This window comes from Limnohabitans sp. (assembly GCF_046052765.1).
In the GTDB taxonomy this organism is placed as follows: Bacteria; Pseudomonadota; Gammaproteobacteria; order Burkholderiales; family Burkholderiaceae_C; genus Limnohabitans.
Genome location: NZ_JAVLFQ010000053.1, coordinates 51,620 through 72,927 on the forward strand (window position 1 = coordinate 51,620; position 21,308 = coordinate 72,927).

General features: G+C 50.0%; 22 protein-coding genes. 18 read left to right on the plus strand and 4 right to left on the minus strand.

The annotated features are described in order from the left end of the window. Window positions 1-29 precede the first annotated feature (29 nt). The 7 genes from AC9UG7_RS07090 (at window position 30) to AC9UG7_RS07120 (ending at window position 6,310) form a co-directional block, all read left to right on the plus strand. A complete protein-coding gene (locus AC9UG7_RS07090) occupies window positions 30-1,463 on the plus strand; it encodes a flagellar biosynthesis protein FlhF (protein WP_509586004.1) in 1,434 nt (477 codons plus the stop codon). Beyond that, window positions 1,456-2,280: a MinD/ParA family protein gene (locus tag AC9UG7_RS07095; protein WP_509586006.1), complete on the plus strand. Its 825-nt coding sequence runs from the start codon at window positions 1,456-1,458 to the stop codon at window positions 2,278-2,280. Before AC9UG7_RS07090 ends, AC9UG7_RS07095 begins: the two co-directional genes overlap by 8 nt. Further along, complete coding sequence (gene fliA / locus AC9UG7_RS07100; protein ID WP_509586008.1) at window positions 2,280-3,032, plus strand: RNA polymerase sigma factor FliA; 753 nt, start codon at window positions 2,280-2,282, stop codon at window positions 3,030-3,032. Before AC9UG7_RS07095 ends, fliA begins: the two co-directional genes overlap by 1 nt. After that, complete coding sequence (locus tag AC9UG7_RS07105; RefSeq protein ID WP_509586010.1) at window positions 3,029-3,766, plus strand: hypothetical protein; 738 nt, start codon at window positions 3,029-3,031, stop codon at window positions 3,764-3,766. Before fliA ends, AC9UG7_RS07105 begins: the two co-directional genes overlap by 4 nt. A 91-nt stretch (window positions 3,767-3,857) precedes the next feature. Further along, complete coding sequence (fliS, locus tag AC9UG7_RS07110; RefSeq protein WP_509586012.1) at window positions 3,858-4,280, plus strand: flagellar export chaperone FliS; 423 nt, start codon at window positions 3,858-3,860, stop codon at window positions 4,278-4,280. Window positions 4,281-4,391: 111 nt separating this feature from the next. After that, window positions 4,392-5,252 (plus strand): motility-associated protein, encoded by an 861-nt coding sequence (locus AC9UG7_RS07115; protein ID WP_509586014.1) that lies wholly within the window; start codon window positions 4,392-4,394, stop codon window positions 5,250-5,252. 2 nt (window positions 5,253-5,254) lie between these two features. Continuing rightward, on the plus strand, window positions 5,255-6,310 hold the full coding sequence (locus AC9UG7_RS07120; RefSeq protein WP_509586016.1) for a flagellar motor protein MotB: 1,056 nt from the start codon (window positions 5,255-5,257) through the stop codon (window positions 6,308-6,310). An 81-nt stretch (window positions 6,311-6,391) separates the two neighbouring features. Here the strand turns inward: AC9UG7_RS07120 and AC9UG7_RS07125 are convergent, their stop codons facing one another. Further along, window positions 6,392-7,516, minus strand: a complete 1,125-nt coding sequence (locus AC9UG7_RS07125) for a sigma-54 interaction domain-containing protein (RefSeq protein WP_509586018.1) — start codon at window positions 7,514-7,516, stop codon at window positions 6,392-6,394. A gap of 175 nt (window positions 7,517-7,691) precedes the next feature. Between AC9UG7_RS07125 and AC9UG7_RS07130 the strand changes: the two genes are divergently transcribed. Genes AC9UG7_RS07130 through AC9UG7_RS07150 form a run of 5 tightly spaced genes read left to right on the plus strand, consistent with a single transcriptional unit; the run spans window position 7,692 to window position 11,504 of the window. Next, entirely contained in the window at window positions 7,692-8,234 is a 543-nt protein-coding gene (locus AC9UG7_RS07130; protein WP_509586020.1) for an LPP20 family lipoprotein, read from the plus strand. Between the two features lie 40 nt (window positions 8,235-8,274). After that, window positions 8,275-9,318, plus strand: coding sequence for a hypothetical protein (locus AC9UG7_RS07135; RefSeq protein ID WP_509586022.1), 1,044 nt, complete (start codon window positions 8,275-8,277; stop codon window positions 9,316-9,318). A 19-nt stretch (window positions 9,319-9,337) separates the two neighbouring features. After that, window positions 9,338-10,009, plus strand: coding sequence for a type IV pilus assembly protein FimV (locus AC9UG7_RS07140; RefSeq protein WP_509586024.1), 672 nt, complete (start codon window positions 9,338-9,340; stop codon window positions 10,007-10,009). Between the two features lie 39 nt (window positions 10,010-10,048). Then, window positions 10,049-11,173 (plus strand): hypothetical protein, encoded by a 1,125-nt coding sequence (locus AC9UG7_RS07145; RefSeq protein ID WP_509586026.1) that lies wholly within the window; start codon window positions 10,049-10,051, stop codon window positions 11,171-11,173. Window positions 11,174-11,183: 10 nt separating this feature from the next. Further along, window positions 11,184-11,504 carry an EscU/YscU/HrcU family type III secretion system export apparatus switch protein gene (locus AC9UG7_RS07150; protein WP_509586028.1) on the plus strand — a complete coding sequence of 107 codons (321 nt, stop codon included), beginning with the start codon at window positions 11,184-11,186 and terminating at the stop codon, window positions 11,502-11,504. On the opposite strand, the gene flgN is transcribed toward AC9UG7_RS07150, so the two are convergent. From flgN to flgA, 3 genes are all read right to left on the minus strand, one after another. Next, the gene (gene flgN, locus AC9UG7_RS07155; protein WP_509586030.1) at window positions 11,481-11,903 is read right to left on the minus strand and encodes a flagellar export chaperone FlgN; all 423 of its coding nucleotides are present in this window, start codon (window positions 11,901-11,903) and stop codon (window positions 11,481-11,483) included. The two genes, AC9UG7_RS07150 and flgN, sit on opposite strands and share 24 nt — an antisense overlap. 10 nt (window positions 11,904-11,913) lie before the next feature. Further along, window positions 11,914-12,231, minus strand: coding sequence for a flagellar biosynthesis anti-sigma factor FlgM (gene flgM / locus AC9UG7_RS07160; protein ID WP_509586032.1), 318 nt, complete (start codon window positions 12,229-12,231; stop codon window positions 11,914-11,916). 133 nt (window positions 12,232-12,364) lie between these two features. Further along, window positions 12,365-13,138 carry a flagellar basal body P-ring formation chaperone FlgA gene (gene flgA / locus AC9UG7_RS07165; RefSeq protein WP_509586076.1) on the minus strand — a complete coding sequence of 258 codons (774 nt, stop codon included), beginning with the start codon at window positions 13,136-13,138 and terminating at the stop codon, window positions 12,365-12,367. A gap of 72 nt (window positions 13,139-13,210) precedes the next feature. On the opposite strand from flgA, the gene AC9UG7_RS07170 reads away from it, so the two are divergent. From AC9UG7_RS07170 to AC9UG7_RS07195, 6 genes are all read left to right on the plus strand, one after another. Further along, window positions 13,211-14,413 (plus strand): LysM peptidoglycan-binding domain-containing protein, encoded by a 1,203-nt coding sequence (locus AC9UG7_RS07170; RefSeq protein WP_509586034.1) that lies wholly within the window; start codon window positions 13,211-13,213, stop codon window positions 14,411-14,413. A 183-nt stretch (window positions 14,414-14,596) separates the two neighbouring features. Continuing rightward, window positions 14,597-14,980 carry a flagellar basal body rod protein FlgB gene (gene flgB, locus AC9UG7_RS07175; RefSeq protein WP_509586036.1) on the plus strand — a complete coding sequence of 128 codons (384 nt, stop codon included), beginning with the start codon at window positions 14,597-14,599 and terminating at the stop codon, window positions 14,978-14,980. A 6-nt stretch (window positions 14,981-14,986) separates the two neighbouring features. Then, window positions 14,987-15,415 (plus strand): flagellar basal body rod protein FlgC, encoded by a 429-nt coding sequence (flgC, locus tag AC9UG7_RS07180; protein ID WP_509586038.1) that lies wholly within the window; start codon window positions 14,987-14,989, stop codon window positions 15,413-15,415. Window positions 15,416-15,434: 19 nt separating this feature from the next. Further along, complete coding sequence (locus tag AC9UG7_RS07185; RefSeq protein WP_509586040.1) at window positions 15,435-16,130, plus strand: flagellar hook assembly protein FlgD; 696 nt, start codon at window positions 15,435-15,437, stop codon at window positions 16,128-16,130. A gap of 33 nt (window positions 16,131-16,163) precedes the next feature. Next, on the plus strand, window positions 16,164-20,504 hold the full coding sequence (locus AC9UG7_RS07190) for a flagellar hook-basal body complex protein (protein ID WP_509586042.1): 4,341 nt from the start codon (window positions 16,164-16,166) through the stop codon (window positions 20,502-20,504). Between the two features lie 22 nt (window positions 20,505-20,526). After that, entirely contained in the window at window positions 20,527-21,294 is a 768-nt protein-coding gene (locus AC9UG7_RS07195; protein ID WP_509586044.1) for a flagellar basal body rod C-terminal domain-containing protein, read from the plus strand. Window positions 21,295-21,308: the final 14 nt, after the last annotated feature.

Here is a 21,308-nt window from a genome sequence, read left to right on the forward strand (position 1 = left end):
AAATAAAACACTGACTTGAGAGAAACATCATGGAACTCAAACGAATAATGGCACGCGACACCCGGGCCGCCAACGAAAAGGCCGTGGCGATGTTTGGCCCCGACGTGCTTGTCATCTCGAGCAGCAAGGTTCGTGGTCAAACTGAATTGATCGTCGCGGTTGATGTGGCACCGTTGGAGGCAGAAGTGGCGGTGGCAGAAGCGTTTGTTCCCACTGAAAAAACATATGCGTTGTCTGACAAGCCAGTGCTTGAAGAGACCACTTCTTCATTCGGACAGGTGCTTGACCAAACCATGTCTAACCAAAAGCAGAAAACCAAAACCCCTAAATCGCCGTCATCGCAAGGCTTTGTGGCGGCATCAACTATGAAAAATAAGCTGGTGGCAGAAACCCCAGCGGTAGCTGCTTCCATAGAGGCAGAAACAAACCATCCCAAACAAGACGCTGCGCAAGTCATCGATACAGGGTTGACTGAAAAACTGATGGCGGCGCAAGAAGAACGCGACAAATTGCGCAGCCGAGAAATCGTAGATATGGTTCGTGAAGAACTGTCTGTTTTGCGCCGCGAATTCAAACTCAGCCAACAAATGGCCTGGCAAGGCGCCGGTCTGTCGCGTCATCTGCATCCATTGAGAAATGCGTTGCAAGAAGCCGCTATCCCCGTAGCCTTGCGCGCGTTATTGATTGACAGCATTCAGAGTTTTGAAGAAATTGAACCTGCCATGGATGAAATTCGACGCCAATTGTGTCATTCCATGCAGCAAACACATATCGCTGTCCAAGATACAGGGGTGCATGTGTTGGCAGGACCCTCAGGTGCAGGCAAGTCATTGATGGTGGCGCGCATGGCGCAACAAGCGAGTGTCACTTTGGGCAGCGAACAAGTGGCTGTCATCAGTTTCAGTGATCAACGGGCCGGAGCATGGAACCAAACCCAGTTGCTCAGTGCACAGTCAGGTGTTGACTGTTTTCGCGCCACCAACATCACCATGTTGAAGTTGTTGCTAGAAGAGCATGGACAGCGCAAATGCATAGTGATAGATACTCCAGGTGTACAAATGGCAGAGCGGGTAGCAGAAATAGCCGAGATCGCTCAAACAGCGCAGTTCCATGTAGTGATTCCTGCCGATGCATCCCAATCATTGTTGCGACGCTTATTGTCAACGCCAAATATCCAATGGCAAAGTTTGATGATCAGCAAGCTTGATGAATCAACTCAGCCTTGGTCGTTGATTCAAGTATTGACAGAAGGTCATGTCGGTGTGAGTCACGTCAGCCGTGGCGACCGCATGGGGGATTGGAGCCGCCAACTACAAATAGATGAACTGGTTGGTTTGGCATTAGGCCAACTCTCCGTCGCGAATGCCGAAAGTGCGCAGGAAGATTTTCGCAGCACCATGGCCATGGCTTCAGCAAGAATCAGCCGACTGGCGGCACAGCACACAGGGGCAGTCAATGAGTAATCAAAAAACAACTGAAGTCATAGGCATTGCCAGCGGCAAGGGCGGCGTGGGTAAGACCACCGTGTCGATTAATTTGGCAGTGGCTTTGGCGCAACGAGGCCACGATGTGATGTTGTTCGATGCTGATCTGGGTTTGGCCAACGCGCAAATAGCTTTAGGTGCGCGCGCCGAATACAACCTCAGCCATTTTCTTGCCGGCCAAAAAACATTAGAAGAAATTACTTTGAAAACGCGACAAGGGATTCAGTTGATTCCAGGTGCATCAGGTATGCAGGAGTTGGCGGCATTGAGTCATATTCAAGCGGCCAGTATTGTCCAGGCGTTCAGTAACTTGGGCAAAAACGTGGACTATCTGATTGTTGATGTTGCCGCCGGTATTTCACCTTCGGTGTTGGCGTTTTTGTCAGCCTGTCATCGTCGTTTTGTGGTGGTGCAGGACGACCCATCTTCTATTGCAGATGCCTACGGGACCATCAAAGTGATGACCCAAGAAATGCATCTGGATGAAATTTACTTGGTTCCTAATTTGGTGGAAACCCAGACCCAAGGTTGGAAGCTCTACCAGCGACTCAATGATGTATGCGTCAGGTTCTTGAACGAGTCCATTCACTACTTGACTGCAATCGAGCGTGATGAGATGGTGCTTGCAGCCCTGAAGAAGTACCAGTCAGTCATGGAAATGGCACCCGGTACAGCTGCAGCTCGTGATTTCCGTCGTCTGGCAGAGCTTTGCACTCAGTTAAGACCCATTGACCATCCGTCGGGTGGTTTGCAATTTTTCATGGAGCGCCTGCTTAAAAGCAGTGTGAATCAATGATGCGTACCTTATCCCCTATGAAGATGTACAGCCAGAATCGCCCCCAAGGCGAAGAACTGGTGCTTTCTCATCTCGGCTTGGTCAAGCGTGTTGCCCTGCATTTGAAGGCTCGAGTGCCTGCTTATATGGAGCTCGATGAGTTGATACAAGTTGGCATGATGGGTTTGTTGGAAGCCTCAAGGGTTTTTGACGCATCCAAAGGCGTAGATTTTGAAAACTTTGCACACAGTCGCGTGCGAGGTGCCATGCTGGACGAAGTACGTCGATTGTCATTTCTACCTAGATCGGCGGTGGCATTTAACAAGACACATAACGAAACCTTGCACGCACTGTCCTCTGAACTTGGACGTGCACCGACCCAGGCTGAAATTGCCGAGTACATGGGCAAGGACTTGGAAGATTTTCAAAGAGAACGGGGCAAGGCCCGTCGTTTTGAAACATATTCACTGGAAGTGGTGACAGAGGAAGTGATGAGCATTGCGGATGATGCTTCACACCAACCGGATGTGATGGTGGAAGAAGCAGAATTCATGGAGGCGGTGACCGATGCCATTGCCTTGCTGCCTGAGCGCGAACAACTGGTCATGCAACTTTATTACGTCGAAGAATTGAATTTGAAGGAAATCGGCGAAGTACTGGAGGTCAGTGAATCGCGTGTCAGTCAGATTCTTTCTTCGGTGGTGAAAAAATTACGCGGAACCCTGCAAGTAGGGGAAGGGCCAGAGAGTAAACCCACTAGGAGGGTCGCATGAACAGCTTCTTCCAGCTTTTTTTCGCTTGGGGTTTGTTGCTGGTATTTATTTTGATTCTCTACATCATTGACAAAGTGAATGTGATTTACCAAAGTTATGCCAAACCCGATCTGCCACAAACGTATAACGATGGCTTGTTCGGAGAGTTGTCTGGCAAAAGCCTGTGGGATGCCATGAGCGGTATTCCAGTCCCTGGTGTGGACGCAAAATTTGTAGGCACCCTCAAGCCTCACTATGAACCGGTTTTGCGTCAGCATATTGAACAAGTCTTCATGGAAGGCTACAAGCATGGCAAGGCAGGAACTGCTGGCGTGCCAACCAATAACCGCATGATTCCTACCCCGCGTGGTTCCTTGGAGTCATGGCTGCCGATGCACCATCTCGCCAGTATTTACCAAGCGGGTGTGGACTTTGCTGCACACAATCCGGATGACTTATTGCGTATTCAACAGTCGTTGGATCAGGTGACGGCCATGATTTATGCGCGCATAGGTGTTGGACTGACTGAAGCCTATTCAGCCACCTTGCTGATTTACCCTGAGGATGAGGCTCACGATGAGTTGCCGCCACCAGAGGAAGCGATAGCTATTGCGCAGCAGACTGAGCCTGCACAAGTCGCAGAACCTGCGCCGTATTTGCAACCTGATTTGAGCACGTTGGCGCAAAGCGCTGCTGTGGCAGAACCGCCGACTGAATCAGCGGTAAATCAAGAAGCCAAACCTGTTCTAGCGTGAGTACATGATGCAAATTCATTTTCATTCTCAAGTTAGGCTGTATGGCTCCGAATCATTCAATGTCAAATATTGAATCACAGGAGTCTATGAAATGAGAACCAATCAGCGAGCCATCGAATCCTACGGTCAAGTCAAGGTCAGCACCGGGGTGTCCAAGGCCAACAGTGTTGAACTGATTCAAATGCTGTTTGATGGATTGATTGAAAGCATGTCTGCCGCTAAAGGCCACATCCTGCATAAGAGTTTGGACGACAAAAACAAATCCATTGCCCGCGCCAGCCGCATCGTGCTTGGTTTGCAAGGTGCTTTGGATTTTGAAAAGGGCGGCGAGTTGGCAAAGAATTTGAATGAACTTTATGACTATGTCACGCGGCGTTTGTTGCACGTAAATGCACATAATGATTTGGAAGCCCTTGATGAAATTCAAGGATTGATGACTGAAATAAGAAGCGCTTGGGAAACAGTGCCAGCATTGATACCTCGCACGTCTCAGCCAAGCATGACGTTGAATTGATAGGGGATTGACGCTGAAAGGCTGAGAATTTTTTTCAGTTACTCTAGCGTACAGTTTGAAAGGGCGGAAGGGGTCAAAAGACCCCGTTTGCTTTAACAGTGGAGTAAGAACATGGCAGCAGTAGGTCTGGTAGTTTTGATGGTCGCAGTGTTCGGCGTGTTCGTCGCGCACGGTGGCGATATGACGCCTGTGATCAAGGCAGCGCCTTGGGAGATTGCACAGATTGGTGGCGCGGCTGTCGCTGCTTCATTGATCAGTAACAGCTCCGCCACAGTGAAAGCCGGTTTCGGCTCGGCTGGCAAAGTATTCAAAGGACCCATCTACCACAAGGACGATTACTTGGCGGTGATTTTGGTGGTCTCCAAAATATTGAAAACGCTCAAAGCAGAAGGCGCCGTGGCGCTTGAACCGCATATTGAAAATCCTGAGTCCAGTGCGATTTTTGCCGAGTACCCACCTTTGTTACAAGACCATGCGCTGTTGGCGCTAATTTGTGACACCATCCGTTTGATGGTGGTGTCTTCAGGCAATCTCAGCCCATACGCTGTGGAAGACGTGATGACGGCTTCGATTAAAAACCACCACCACCATGAAATGATGAACGCAGCGGTATGGACCAACATGGAAGGTGCTTTACCCGCGCTGGGCATTGTGGCTTGTGTGTTGGGTGTGGTGAAAACCATGGGTGCAATTGACCAACCTCCACCTGTCTTGGGTGCTTTGATCGGTAGTGCGCTGGTCGGTACTTTCATGGGTGTGTTTTTGGCCTACGGTGTGGCCGGACCTTTTGCCGTGCGTATTGCACAAATCATTGACGAAGACGGTGAGATGATGAAGTGTGTGCAGCAACTCATCGTGGCCAACTTGCACGGTCACCCGATGCCATTGGTGATTGAAGCCGCCCGATCGGTGATCAACCACCATAACCAACCATCGTTTGGTGAAATATTTGACGGCATGCGAGGCAAATAAACATGGCTGACGAAGAAGCCAAGCCGACCGAAGCGACCGACGACGCAGCGCCGGACACCCCAGCAGAAGCACCTGCTGCGGCGCCCGAGGCTGCCGAGGCACTGGCGCCGGTCATCATCATCAAGAAAATGCCCGACGGGCATGGCGGCGCCCACGGCGGTGCTTGGAAAATCGCGCTGGCCGACATGATGACCGCCATGATGGCGTTTTTCTTGTTGATGTGGTTGCTTGGCGCATCGAATGCCGATCAACGCAAAAGTATTGCTGACTATTTCAAACCTACTTCCCACAGTTTGACACCTGTCGGTCAACTGGCCGGCTCTAACGGCGTGTTGGGTGGCCGCTCCATCATTGACCCAGATGCTTTTCCCTATGCGATGCGTCAGACCGGTTTGCTTGAGCGATTGACACCAAAGTCTGAGGGCGGACCCAATCCGGACACCGACCCTGCACCAGAAAATGAAAACGAAGCCAAGGACGCAAGCACCGGTAAAGGTGAGGGCAAGAGCCAGGGCGAGGGCGGCAACGATCCTGACAAACTGACCAAAGCGCAGAAAAAAGAAATCGCTGAGCAGCAAGACAAAGAAAACTTTGAAAAGCTGGAAAAAGAAATCAAGGAAAAACTGTCAGAGAACAAAAAGTTCGAGCAGATCAAGGACCAGGTTTCTATTTCCCGCGACAAAGAAGGTTTGCGTATCGAAATCATTGACAAGGCAGATTTCGCCATGTTCCCCAGTGGCGGTAACAGTATGCAAGGCAAGGCAGCCGCGTTGATCGGCGAAGTTGCTGCATCGTTGGCCGATATGCCCAACCAGGTGGCGATTCGCGGTCACACCGATGCCGTGCCGTTCCAGAACCCTGAGGGTAAAAACAACTGGTCGCTGTCAGCGGATCGTGCGGAAGCCACGCGTCAAATTTTGCAGAAAAAGGGTATCAAGGAAGAACGCTTCAAACGCATCGAAGGCGTGGCAGACACCGACCCTTTCAATCCTAAAGACAAGTTCGATCCGCGTAACCGTCGCATGAGCATCACGGTGTTGAACCAGGATCCTAAATAAATCTTTACCCTCGCTACATCGCTCTGACGAGCCGTGTGCGAGGGCGATGATCAAGCCGTTGAATCAAAGCCGATCAATCGATCAGGCGGTACGTAATTCGTATTTGTTGATTTTTTCAATCAAAGTTGTGCGTTGTAAGTTCAGCAACTTGGCTGTGCGCGACACGTTTCCTTGTGAACGCTCTAAGGCTTGTTCGATGATGTTGCGCTCAATTTCTGCCAAACGGTCTTTGAGAGATAAACCCTCGGGCGGAAGGTGCGGCATGCCTTGGGCCAGCATGATGATGCTTTCGATCTCGTTGTCCATGGGCTCAGGTTGGTCCATCAACACATCGACCTGTTCTGCCGCTTGCATTTCTGCTAACACCTCAGGTGGCATCGTCATTTCCTGAGCGACAGCAGGACCATTGCGTTCAAGCATTTCCGTTTGCACCGGTACCAGTGCTTTAGGTAATAAATTGGCGGGAATGGCTCGCAAGTCCAGCACCTGTCCCGCATACAAGGTACTGAAACGGTCGATCAAATTACACAATTCACGCACATTGCCAGGCCATGGGTAATTCACCAAGGCTTCTAAAAATTCAGTGGAAAATCCGACGGCTTGGTTGTGGCCGACTTTGTAGTGTTCGGCGTAAAAACGAAGTAACTCTGGAATGTCTTGTTTGCGTTCGCGCAAAGGTGGTGTCACCACTGGCAACACATTAAGACGATAGTACAAATCTTCACGGAAACGTCCAGCTTGAATTTCTGTTTCTAAATCCCGATGTGTGGCGGCAATGACACGAACGTCGATAGGAACTTGTCGGGTTGAGCCGACCGGGTCAATCAGTCGCTCTTGCAGTACGCGAAGTAATTTGACTTGCATGTCCAGAGACATATCGCCGATTTCATCTAAAAAGATGGTGCCCCCGTGCGCCAATTCGAACCGGCCTACGCGATCGGCAACAGCCCCCGTGAAAGAACCTTTGCGATGTCCGAAGAGTTCACTTTCGAGTAAATCTTTGGGTATGGCTGAGCAATTAATGGGTACAAATGCGCTGCCTGCACGGTCCGATTGTTCATGCAGTGACCGCGCGAGCAGTTCTTTTCCAGTGCCGCTTTCACCCGTCACAAGCACGGTGGCATTCGAGTTGGCGATGGTCGTGACCAAGCGGCGCAAAGCTTGAGCAATGGGACTGGTACCGATGAAAAATGATTGCGACTTCATGCAACATAGATTGTCGCCGATGACACGATACTGGCAAGTCGCCAAAAGTATTCGACCCATGCAGAATAGTTTTTAAAGAACAGGCACAAGCGGTCGATTCTTCGCATGTACCCCATGAAACAGGTGTGTCTGGATGAGCCAGTCATGCCATGTTTCATATCGAGAGGAAATCACCATGTTTTACCGTTTGACATTGACCCTTGTAGCGATGGCTTCTTTGACTGCCTGCGAATCCATTCGCCCCTATGCCGCAGCACCCGCACCAGTTATCACAGTGGCTTCTCCGGCGCCTGCGGCCTCACCCAAATCCATGCAAACCGCATCTGAGCCCGCACCTGCGTCCATGATCACGCCCATGCTTGAGCGTAAAGAAACCATGGTCGCTACAGGATATGCCGTGATCAGTATCCAAAACCATAAAAATCCTGCCCAGCAGCGATTGCTTGCCATTCGTGCATCCAAACTTGATGCATACCGTGCACTGACTGAACAGGTCTACGGACAACAATTGGATGCGACCACCACGGTGGCGGACATGACCGTATTGAACGACACTTTCCGCACCCGCGTCGAAGGTGTGATTTATGGTGCCACCTTGGTCAGCATCACACCTGTGGGCGACGACACGTATGAAACCACGCTGTCATTGGACCGCAATGCAGTGCAAGATCTGCGTATGCTGTATTTGACCCAAGTCGCATCCCGCAGCAATCGCTAATCCACGGTTTGAATAAGTGGTGATGGATATGCGATATTTCATGCGTTTTATCGGGACTGTTTGCATCGGCCTGGCATGTCCAGCCATGGCAGATGTATTGAGCCCGGAAGAGCGATTGGATGCAATCCGTCAAGCTTTGGTGTTGCGTGCCATGGAAGGTCCGACAGAGGTAAGAGCCAGCGCATTCATTGATGGTCGCGGCGTGCTGAGAGAAGCCAGTAGCTTTGTGACAGGCATGGAAGTCAGAGGTATTCGGGTCATGGCTTATGGCCGCGACATGGAACCAGCTTCTCAAGCCGGAGGCCTCAGTGTTGAAAGCAGCAAACCTTTGCCACCTAACGGCTGTAAACAATCGGGCAGAGCTTCAGTATGGCATCAGCTGACCTGGGACCTGACAACTGTGCAAATGCCGGTCGCATTTCAGTTTGAAGCCCAACAGATTGAATTTCAACTTCGTAAACATGCGTTCGCAGCAGGTCAGCAATCCGGTATCTGGCACTTGAATGACCGCAAGCCTGCGAGTGACACCTACGAGAGACTGTTGGTGGGACAAGGCGAGCACCATGTGCCTTGGTTATTGAGAATAAGTATCTCGCCTAGCCGAGACAATGCTTACTTAATGAACACATACGATATTCACTGGCAACTGACATCTCGCACACTAGGTTTAACAGTGTATGAAAGTGACCAGAAAATTACCATCAACCAGCCGCAAACAGTGCCTGGTAGCAGCCGTCCTTTGGAGCCAGTGGTGATTGCACAAATCCAGTCAGCACTGCAGTACATGGTCCAAGGTATGGAGCGTGTGTTGTCTTGCCGCGTGCCGCAATTTGAGGTTTTGAAAGTCCGCAATGATATGGTTCGCATTGCCGGAGGCAGTGGCAGCGGGTTGAAGGTAGGTACCAGCATGGTGTTGACCGATAAACAACAATTGCCTTCACGTGCCTTGGAGCCGCGCGCATTCGACAGTTTAGCGATGGCTGAGGTGGTGTCTGTGAATGAATTTTCTGCCGAACTGAAATTAAAAACTTCGGCCAAAATCAGCACCACGTCCCAATGGATAGCTGTCCCCTATATGCCTTGAATTGTTGAAGGAGTTTTCCATGTCGTTGTCTCAAGCTTTTCGGTTTATCTTGTTCATTGCAGTCTTGTCTAGCGGGTTTGCAAACGTGGCTGCGGCCAATGATTCTTCTAAACAACCGCCTTTGGAAATCCCTGCTTCGTTAATAGACAAAGAGGCCAACAAAGCCCCTGAAAAAGCCAAGCCAGAGGCAGTGAAAAAAAATATGTCCAAAACCGAGGCTGTGTCTGCCCGTGATGTGACGTCTGTGGAGATACCTGCGGCCAAGCCCGCCGCGGTTCCTGCCAAGGACTTAAGCGGGTTGCCAGACATGGCCAGCTATAAAACCCGTTCTGGTGATACCTTGGAAAAAATCATTCAAAAATTTTATCCTGCCAGTCCTTTGCGCACAGAGGTATTGCGTGATGCCGTGATTCAAAATAACCCCAAGGCATTTCCCAAGGGCAATGCCAAATCTTTGGTGATGGGCTCCACCTTATCCATGCCAGACCAATTTCATTTATCCAAAAAATTGCTGCCAGTCGCACCCGCTGCAGAGATGTCTACGGTCACCGCATCCAACGGTGTAGCCCCTGTCGCAGCTCCCGTGGTGACACCCGCAAACCCGACCGGCGGCGGTGGCGCTGCTGCCCACAGCTCAGGGCACAATATGGGTTTGCAAGACCCGAAACGCGGGTGGGTTCGCTACCCCTGATGTTCCACCGACACGGGTCGTTATAAAAGGACATGACCCATGCTCGGTCCCGATATGGTTTCTGCGAGCAGCCGAGTACCGGCTGTTCAAATGGAGGCACGTCCTCTTTGGGTGCAGACGCCTGTGGCGCAACAATTAGGATTGCGCGACGGACAAATTGTGCAAGCTGTCGCAGAGGTCCGTGATCAACGCATACGCTTGTGGTTGAAAGATTTTTCATTTGAATTGCCCAACGGTTGGGTTTTGAAAGAGGGCGACAAGCCTTTTTTGCGGGTGTCCCAAAACGCCAGCGGCTGGGGTTTTTTGATTCAGGCCTATCCCAACGGACAAACCTCAAGCGCCACTCCCGCCTCCGCTGCTTTCGGTCTCAATCAACAAGCCGGCATTTTGCAAATGCGTGGCAATACCACCCTGGGAATGTTGTTGACGCAACCAGGTGGATTTGAAAGTTTTACCCGATTGATCTCCAACCTTGGTATGGGACTGCTCAGGGGGCAAAGTGAATTTTCTGACATGGTCAAGCGCTTATTACAACAACGAACATTGCTGGCGCAAATGAACCCGACCACGCTCAAGCGCCTGGTGTCCGCCCAAGCCCAAAGTGTTGAAAACCTGTTGGCTCAAGGCTTACCTGCACAAGATGATCCCAAAAGTGCGATCAAGCAAATAATGGCCAGACTTCAGCAAGAAACACTGGAAGGTACAGAGAAAGAGGACACAAGCGAGCTAGAGCAAGCGGTGCGTGAACTCGAATCGGCTCAGGTGCAAAGTGCGCAAAAGTGGCTCAATGCAGAGTTATCTTTGCATGTGGTGTTGCCATTCATAGACCATGAACCGGTAGATTTACATTTTCAAAAACCCGCGCGCAAACCCAACCAAGAAGAACCGCCACTGACAGTGGATATTCATTCGCGCAGTTCCTCATTAGGTGAAATTTGGCTCAACACCACCATCACGCAAGGTACGGGTGTGGATCTGGTGATGTGGGCCTTGCGTGGCGAAGTCGCTGGTATGGCCCAACAACGCGCCGGTGAACTCGGGCTTGAACTTGGTGCCGCTGGCTTGAATTTGCAGTCATTTCAAATATTCAATGCGCCCAGACCTTTGGTGCGTACGGTGGAATCCGCAGGTACCCGCGGTTCTGTGATTGACACGAGAGCCTGAGCATGCAAGCATGAAAACACCTTTTGAAGCCATTGCCCTGGAATACGGTCAGCGTAAAACGCCACGCGTCGTAGCCAAAGGCGAAGCCGAGTTGGCGCACCGAATCATTCAGGAAGCCAAGAGACAAGGTATTTATGTGGCTGAAGATCCACAACTATTGGCGTTACTCAGCAAGCTGGATGTGGGCGAGGAGATCACGCAGGACATGTACACAGCTGTCGCTGTTATTTTGTCTTGGGTCTATTGGCTCAAGGGCATGCAGCCCGGAGACGAAAAAATGAAGTCTGCAAGCAAACCGTCCACGGCTTCAGACTTCGGCAAAGTTTCTTAAACGACGAATACGTTTGATTTGTCCGAGCCTGTCGTAGATCTCGACAGAACTGGACGGATTTTGTACGTTCATGCTTTCCAGTGCACCGCGAATCGCATCCAGCTTGCGCATGATGAGAATTTCATTGCGTCGGTGCATATCTCTGCAACTGAGCATGCGCGTACGGAATTCATTCCAGTGGGGGCCTAGCTTGTCTGCATCTGCGAATTGATTCACCCCGGTCAACTGGGTCAACGCTGACAGCAAATGGTTCTTGCCACTTAAAAGGATTTCAAACTGATCCAGATCCTGAACTTTCAATGCTTCAAACTCGCGTTCTAGCAATGTTTCCAACTGATCAACCAATGCATCAGCCTCTTTCAGCGTTTCAAATTGATCAAGCGTTGTGGTGTCAGTCATAGGAGCTCACTCAGCCTTTGATCATGTTTTCAAGTGCAACAAAATTCTCGGCAATGCGACGCGGATTGACCGGGTAGTTGCCTTGTTGCAAAGCGGCCTTGATGGCGTCGACCTTTGAGCGATCGAAGTCAGGCTGAGCATCGATGCGATCTTTGACATTGCTGAGGTTCACAGAATCGCTTCCTTGCGTCTTGGCGGGCGCTTTGGTTTCGGTGCCGGATTCACTTTTGACAGTCACTGGTTTTTTATTCAGTTTGTCCAAAGTGGTACGAGAGGCTGAATTTGAGCTAGAAATTCTGCTTTGGTTTGAGGAAATGGGATCAGACATGTTGAATCCTTGTTAACAAAGGTGAGTGCAAAACTTATGACTCGACATCGTTAGTATCGACGCGAGCATATTGAACTTGAGGGCGGGTTGAAAGATTTTTAAACATATTTTTAATTGTTTCTTTAGTATTCTTTTACAAGCCACGTGCCATGTTGACACCCGTCACCACAGCAGTTAAAGATCGTCCCGATTCAGGGTTTTTCAAGCGAATTTGTTCACCCAGTAGACCATCTTGTTGAGCCTCGGCCTTGACGGTGATCAAAAACCCTTTTCCCTCACCGCCCACTGCAACCGTGACCTGTTGACCGCGACGAACCAAAGCAGAGGCTTTCAAATCTTGCATTTTGAGCGGTGTATTGGCGGGCAAATCCCGCAACAGCTCGGTATTGACCAATTCGCGTTCATCGCTGACAAAACGGGTTTCTTGGGCTGGCACACTGACTTCAGTGCTTTTGAACATACCGGGCTGCACCACAGTACCGCGTTTGATGGATTGGGTGGAAACCCACACCAGTTTGTTGACGGTGTTTGTTTGAGTGGCGGTTGCAATTTGAGCGCCAAGTCCTGACTTGACCTGCACCATCACAAAATGCTGCCAGGCAGGTTGCGCACAACGTGCGCGAACGCTTTGCTTATTGCCATAAGGTTGGTCAAACACGATATCTTGGCTGCAGACTTCTATTTTGATGCGGCTGTCCATGGGCTGTATGGTCACCAATGGTGCTTCCAGTTTGTAGGTGTCCATCACAAATTGGCGGGCACCTTGTTCTACTGCCGTCCAGCCGGCGTTGGCAGGAGGCGCATTTTGCGCATCCGCTGCAGACCAGTCAGCCCCCATTAAGAAGACAGCGCAGCCCAAGGCGATCAGTCCAGAATTTTTTCCTGTTTGAAAAGTTCGGCACAGCATTTGCAAGATAGTCTCCAAGAGTGTGAAAGTTTTGACGTTTTTGGCGTCAGGTTCATACCCGATGCAATTTCGATGCCAACCAAATTTCAACCTGCTGAGCGCCTGATGAACTTCAATATAGATCCTAAAGCACTTGTCAAGACCAATTTTGCAATTCCTAATAGTGCAAACATGACGGCGCGACAAACAGTCGAAGCCAATGTGGCACGCATTGGTTTTGCCCAGACGTTGGCGCAACTGCAAAGCCGAGCCAGTGTCAATTCCTCGACGATATTGAATCCGCGTGTGCCCAGTGTGGCTGTTCAAGACGGCGACACGCTGACAGGCATTGTGAAAAACCAAATGCAGGCCATCGGTCGCCCAGTGTCATTCAACGAGGCCGCAAGACTGGCCCAGGAAGTAGCACGCAGCAATGGCATCAGCAACCCAGACAGGATATTTCCAGGCCAGCGATTGAATTTATCGGTGCTGAATCCGCAGGCCTTGGCCTCGACAGGTACTTCCTCTGCTTCGCAGGCCGCCAGCGCTCAAACCGTGTTGTCTGCCAATGAAGCGACCCAGCCCAAGGCCTTGTCCTTGTTGAACAAATCGCCTTTGAATACCAATCACAACCATTCAGTGTTACAAAAGACGCTCGACAGAGCCGTGTCCAAAGGTTTTATTCCTGCTGAAGACAAACAAAAAGTGTATGACAAGATATTGAATATGTCGCGCACTTACCAGTTCGCACCCGATGACTTTGCCAGATTGACGCTGATGGAAAGCGATGGCATGAACCCGAAAGCGACGAACAACCGATGCCACGGCATCATCCAGTTTTGCGACGGCCCAGATCGCGGGGCAGCCAGCGCGGGTTTTGGCAGCAACCCCAAAGCTATTTTGGGTCACAGCGTATTAGAACAACTGGACATGGTGTCCAAGTATTTTGATGAAACCGGTTTGAGAAGTGGCGGACCGACCAGTTTGGATGATTTGTACTTGACAGTATTGACACCGGCAGCGCGGCGCGAAAAAGCACCAGATGCGAATTTGAATATTGCCGGTTCGCAAGCAACACAACTCTATGTCAACCGTGACAAATCTGCGCCCATCACTCGCAATTCCATCATGCAAGGTCTTTATCAAAATGCGCTCGAGCGTTTAGGCAAGCATGACTTCTCTATGGTTGCGCAAAACACACCGTCTCCTGTCAACCTGCCAGTTCAAGCTAACGCTGTCAGCCGTACACAGGCTTTGCGTATCGGTGCTTATTTAAATCAGGATTACGTGCGTTAAGCGGCAAGCCCTTGCCGACATGAAAACGAGGTGGTGAACTGTTGCCGCCCGTTCATCGGATGACGTACGCATCATCTGTATACACACAGATGGCACACAACTTGCAAGTATCGACCGCAGGCTTCTCAACTTGAGCCTCAGGTGTCGTGAAAACGGCGGTTACTACTACATGGGAGAGGTGTGATGGACTTATTCAGCGGAGCATTAGGCATCCATGAGCGAGCACTTGGCGTACGCAGCCAACGCTTGGAAGTGCTGTCACGCAATATCGCCAACGCAGACACGCCCAATTACAAAGCCGAAGAGCTGGACTTCAAAGCCATGCTCAAAGAAACCAGTCGCGAGTACATCTCTGCCACGCATGCCAAGCATTACGCCGCATTGGAAGAGCAGCCTGATGACGGCAAACGCTTTCGTGTGCCTTTCAACAGTACGTTTGATGGCAACACCGTAGAGATCAGCGTCGAGCAGGCCCAGTTCGGTCAAGCAGCAGCTGATTACCAGACCACATTGAATTTTTTGGAAAACCGCATCAGTGGTATCCGTAAAGCCTTGAAAGGGGAGTGATAAACCATGAGAACACTTGACAGTGTGTTTGGCATCGCAGGCACCGCCCTCAATTCACAACTGGTGCGCATGAACACCACCGCTTCCAACTTGGCCAACGCGTCCACGGTGGCGAAAACCGAAGGTGAAGCATTTCGTGCAAAAAGACCTGTATTCAAGGCCTTGGTCAAAGATGAATTTACCAATGCAGGTTTTCCTTATTTAGGCGGCGTGAAAGTGGATCAGGTGGTGGACGATCCCACCCCTATACGCAGCATTTATGACCCAGGAAACCCTTCTGCAGATGAAAAGGGTTATGTGTATTTGTCTAACGTGAATGAAATGCAGGAGATGGTTGAAATGATGGCCGCCTCACGCTCTTACCAAAACAACGTTGAAGTCGTTAATACAGCGCGTCAACTGATGATGCGTACCCTTGAAATCACCAAATCTTGAACCGTGAAAGAAGTTTGATATGACAACCACTACAGCCAAAGCACCTTTGCCCAACGGCATTGTCAGCTACGAAGACTATGTCGCCAAAAACAAGGTAAAGGCCACCAATAACGCCATGGATCAAGGTGCATTTCTGACTTTATTTACCACTCAATTGAAAAACCAGAACCCTTTAGATCCAGTCAAAAACGAGGCATTCGTGGCGCAGTTGGCTCAGTTTTCACAGTTAGAAGCAACCAACTCCATGAAGACCAGCATGGAGACGATGGTCAAGAGTTTGGACGGCGACAAGATGCTGGCTGGTGCTGCATTGATTGGTCGCCGTGTCGCAGTACCTAATGGTCCTTTGACATTGTTAGGCGGTGAACCCGTTCAAGCGAACGTCGACTTACCGACCGGCGCCGATGGCGTACAGATGGTGGTGTTCAATGACCAAGGCCAACAGGTACGTAAACAGATATTTGGTGCACAACCACTGGGCACCATGAAACTCACCTGGGATGGTCACAGCGATGCGGGCGCCCTGATGCCCGACGGCACTTACACCATGCAAGTATTGGCCAGCAGCATGGGCAAAGCTTTGCAACCGACAGTCAATGCATTGGCCACCGTCAGAAGCGTATCCAACGCCGGTACTGCGGACAACGCTTGGATTTTGGAAGTGGACGGCGGCAAGAGCGTCAACATGGCTGACGTCAAGCGCATCGCTTATTAATCATCTGCTCAACGCATACAACGGAGTTAACACATGTCATTTTTTACATCTCTCACTGGCTTGAATGCAGCGACCGCGCAATTGGGCGTGACATCGAACAACATTGCCAACGCGAGTACTGTGGGTTTCAAGCGCAGTCGTGCAGACTTCGGAGATATTTTTGCAACATCACCGTTGCAAAAAGCCAGTGCAACCATTGGTCAAGGTGTTTCGCTCAAAGGTGTGACACAAGAATTTGGTCAAGGAAATTTGAATTTTTCTTCCAATACATTGGATCTTGCTATTTCTGGATCGGGTTTCTTCCCTCTGAAATCTGCTGACGGGTTTCAAGATATTTTTACCCGCAACGGCACGTTCATGATGAACGACCAGTACAACGTGGTGAACGCCGCTGGCCAACGCTTGATGGCGGCAACCGTGGATTCAACCGGTAAGGCCAATCTCAACGACATGAACGTGCTCACCATTCCACAAAAAACAGTAGGAATGGCCAAAGAAACCAGCTCAGTCCAACTCGGATTGAATTTCCCTGCAGACGCGCCTTTGATCGTTAAACCGTTTAACCGCAACGACCCTGCCACCTATAACAAAAGTACAGCGATGACGGTGTATGACAAGGGCGGAAACGGTTACCTGGCGACTATTTATTACGCCAAATCACAAAACGCAAGCCAAACAGACCCCACCAACAAATGGCAAACCTATGTCTATGTGGGAGACACCTTGGTCGCGGCCGCTTTGCAGCAAGCCACCAACTCAGATGGACAACCGCTGTATGTCAATAAGTACGGCGAACTCAAACCTGAAAATGAAGTTGCTGATTTATTAACGAACGTCAAGACACAAAAATTTGCGCTCAATGACTTGAAAGATTTACGTACATCCTTGGCCGCAACCGTGACGGGTGAAAGTGTGCTGGGTTTGAGCAGTTTGGCAGGGGTTGACTTCACCACCTTAAGGCCCAGTGATTTGAAAGATTTGTTCTCTATCGATATTGACGGCTCAGGCAAACCTGTGAGTATTGGCCTGGAGCATCTGGCTGGTTTGAAAAACGGCAATGATGATTTGGTGCTGAATGGTGAACAAATTGCCAAAGAACTGACCAATGTGATTAACCGCAAATTCGGTGATGAGCAATTGTTTAACTTCAAAGCGCAACAAAATTTCCAAATCACCTCTACCCTCGAAGATGGCACGTTGACGCAAACCCGCACCATCCAATTGGATGACAACAACATGACCTATGAGCAAGTGGTTGCCAAAATCAATAGCCAACTCAAAGGAAGCAGCAGTGTGCTGTCGAATGTCGGGTTCAGTAATGATCCACAACCTGATGAGTTCAAGGGCTACGCATTCACCATTGGTGGCAAACAAGTGTCAGGAAAAATCGATCTGGGCAAAACACTGGGCGCCAAGCCGATGACAGACCTGGTCAGTGCATTGCAAAGCAACATTCAAGCGGATTTGGTCGATGAATTGGGTTACACAGACGCGGCAGCCTCTAAAGTCACTGTCAATTTACAAAACTATAACGATGCCACCAAACAAGGTGAAATTCGCATCACAGATGGCAATGACCCAGCATCTATTGTGAGCTCGCTGACACTGAGTGCCATCAGCATTGGTAAGCCCAATAAATTTGAAAACTCTAAAGCATTGGTTGGCTTGTCGACTACGCCTGTCAAAGGCGACTACACCGCTTTATCTTTCATTATCGATGGATTGAGTCCGATCAATATCTCTACCGTTGACATTGACCCTAATGGCAACCTCAACACGTTTGCCACCAAACTGACTAGCAAGTTGCAAAGTGCGTTGACTGACGATGGTGCCTTATTTGATGTCACCAAAGTCACAGTCTCTGTAGATGACGCAGACCCTACGAAATTGGTGTTCAAAGACACCAGCGGTAATCCCATTCGGGACGTGAGTTTGACGGCACGTACCGGCGGTGACATTCCTTTGCTTGATCCAACGCTGATGACAGAGCCTTCAACCATCAGTCTGCAAAACATTGCGTTTGCAGCCAGTCCTTTCGAAATGGGTTTGAACCAAGAAAGTTTGTTGTCGCATTTCAAAAGTCTGGATGTGTCCATCACACCCAGCCCGACCAACACGCCAGTTTCATTCACTATTCCATTTTCAGCAGCGATTTTTCCTGACTTGACTGATGCCAACGGCACACACAGTTATGCAACATTCAATCCCAACAACCCTGGCGACACCGATTGGTTTGCCTCCAGCATACAAACGGCAGTGCAAACGGCATTCGGTGGTGTGCCAGGTGCAGCGAACCTTAAAGTGACCTGGGACAAAGGCGGCTTGAAAATGGAAGAAAAAGTGCCTGCTGGCGCTGTTGCTGCAGGTTTTTTCATTGGAAAAATGCAGCTCAATGCCAACGATAGCTATGACGCTACGCTTCCAGGTGCAACCTATTACGCGGGGCTTCAAAAGGGGTCTGCTGAAACCAGTTTTTACAAAGAACCCAGTTCCACAGGAACCGTATACCCGAGCTACTTGCAAGTCTCCAATGTCAGCTATCCCATGGATACGTCTGCATTAGGCGATGAATTTAAATCCTTCAACCTGACTTTAGGCGATACGACCTTCCCCACGCAAATGTTGGGAGATATCACACCGATCAGCAATACGCCTATGAATGATTTGGCGAACAGATTGCAAACCAAGATACAAGATTATTTGACCTCGCTTCAGGACGCGACCAAATTTCCAGAGTCCAGAATCAAACAAATCACCGTCTCAGTCATCAATGGGAAAGACTTGAAAATATCAGACTTGGGTGGCATGCAAATCAAAAATTTCAGCTTAAATATCAATCCGGGTTCAACCAACCAATCATTGGTATCTAATGGCAGCAAATCACTCAACATCAAACCATTACCGACAGTCAATCAAGTCACTGCCAGCTTTGACCCAGTCACACAGAAATTCAATTTTCAACCTTTGCCTGGAAATAACATAACGGTAGGCGTTGGTAAAAACGAAGGCGGCATCAATACCCAACTGGGCATTGCTGGAACCCTGACCATGGGTGCAGAAGCCACATACATCAGCACCAATGGCAGTCCTGATACCAACGGTAACAACTGGGCGAGAGATCCTAAATACCAACGTTTCGGTGCGGTGGTCGAGTACGACGGCGTGAACCAAAAATTCAATTTCAAATCTGGCACCACAGGCGACACATCAAGTATTGAAGTCATCAATACGGGCAATGTATTTGCCACCAACCGCTTAGGTTTGAATCCCGCCACCACCTACTCGACAGGTGTTTCTATTGATGCAGTTCGCGGTATTGAGTCCAAGCCAGCATTGTTAATGAGTAACCCCATGGGTATCAATCCCAATAACAATTTCTCTGTGGACGTCACGAACAACAAATTTATCGTCTCTGTCGATGATGTCAAGGGCACGATTTATATTGAGCCCAAAGACAACTACACCATAGACAGTTTCACGGCAGCTTTACAAAACGCCATCAACCGTTTGGCTGGACCTGCAGATATTCCCGGTTTGACCGGCAGCAATATTTCAGGCGTTAAGGTCACTTACGATAAAGCAACCAACAAGCTTGCCTTTACGTCCGGATCGGCCACCAGCAATTCCTTTATCAAAGTGTCTGGTGCAGCACAGTGGGGATTGGCCAGTTTAGACGGTACCCGCGGAAAAACAACCACTTGGATCAAGCCAACCCAATATACAGAAACCGTCAATGGTTCACCGGTGGCGATGTACATTGATGAGTTTGGCAAAGAAACAGTGCTGCCTTCTGGATTTAAACAATTACCAGCTTGGTCACCTGTTTATCTGGAAAAAGGTGAATTGACATTTGATACCTCAGGCAATTTGGTATCTCCTAAAGTAGGTTCACAACTCGATACAGTCTTTTTGCCAGATGGCAAAGGCTCATTGAAAATCAATATCAATTACGGCAAATCCACCCAACTGTCTTCACCGTACTCTGTGTTGTCTCAATCGCAAGATGGTGCGCCCGAAGGCGACTTGGTCGGATTGTCCATCGGTGACGATGGTTTGGTGAACGCGTCCTACTCCAACAGTTCACAAAAATCGCTGGGTAAGGTGGTGTTGGTGAATTTCTCCAACCCCTCAGGCTTGCGCCAGATTGGCGACACCAGTTATTACAAGTCTGCAAATTCTGGTGTGCCTAAGTACGGTGAGGCAGGTTCAGCAGGCTATGGCACGGTGAAATCTGGCGCCACAGAACGCGCCAACGTGGACTTGACGCAGGAATTGGTGGACTTGATCACCGAGCAACGTAACTTCCAAGCCAATGCCAAAGCGATTGAGACCAGTACCACGCTGACCCAATCCATTATCCAAATCAGAGCGTAAAGCCCCTCCTTAGAGAATCGACATGGAACGCCTAGCCTTTAACTCATCTGCAGCAATCACTGAAATGCGTCTGGCACGACAAGTGTTGGCCAATGAAATGTCCAACATGACCACGACTGGGTTTAAACGCTCATTCGAGGTTTCGATGAAAGCGTTCAAGGCTGGCGGCGAGGGTTTCGATTCCAGCTTTCAACCACAAGCCGCGCACATGGACTTCATTCAGTTGAAGCCGGGTCCCCTGATCGCCACCGGTCGCGATCTGGACATTCACATGAATGACCACACGGTGCTTGGTGTGCAGGCGCCGAACGGTGAAACAGCGTTTACCCGTCGCGGGGACTTGCAAGTCACCGTCGATGGCGTGCTGCAAACCGGTAATGGACATCCTGTCATGGGCGAGGGCAACACCCCGATCACCGTTCCGCCTAACCTGAAAGTATCCATCACAGACGATGGCGGGGTGTATGTCAGTAACCCGTCACAGCCTGGTATCCAAACCCAGGAGCTGGTCGGCAACTTGATGTTGCGAGACGCCAGCCAAACCCCGTTGACAAGGCGAGAGGATGGCTTGTTTAAGGCGCATGACAAGCCATCTGGCTCGGATTTTGCATCAGGTCCTATGAAGGTGTCAGTTATGCCACAGGCGCTGGAGGGCAGCAATGTCAATCCGCAAGAAGCCATGGTGAAACTGATCGAGCAGTCCCGTATGTTTGAGCAACAGGTTCGCATGATCAAGTCCAGCCACGATAACGACCAGGCTGGGGCCAGCATGATGAAGTTGAACAACTGATCCAGGGTCAGCAG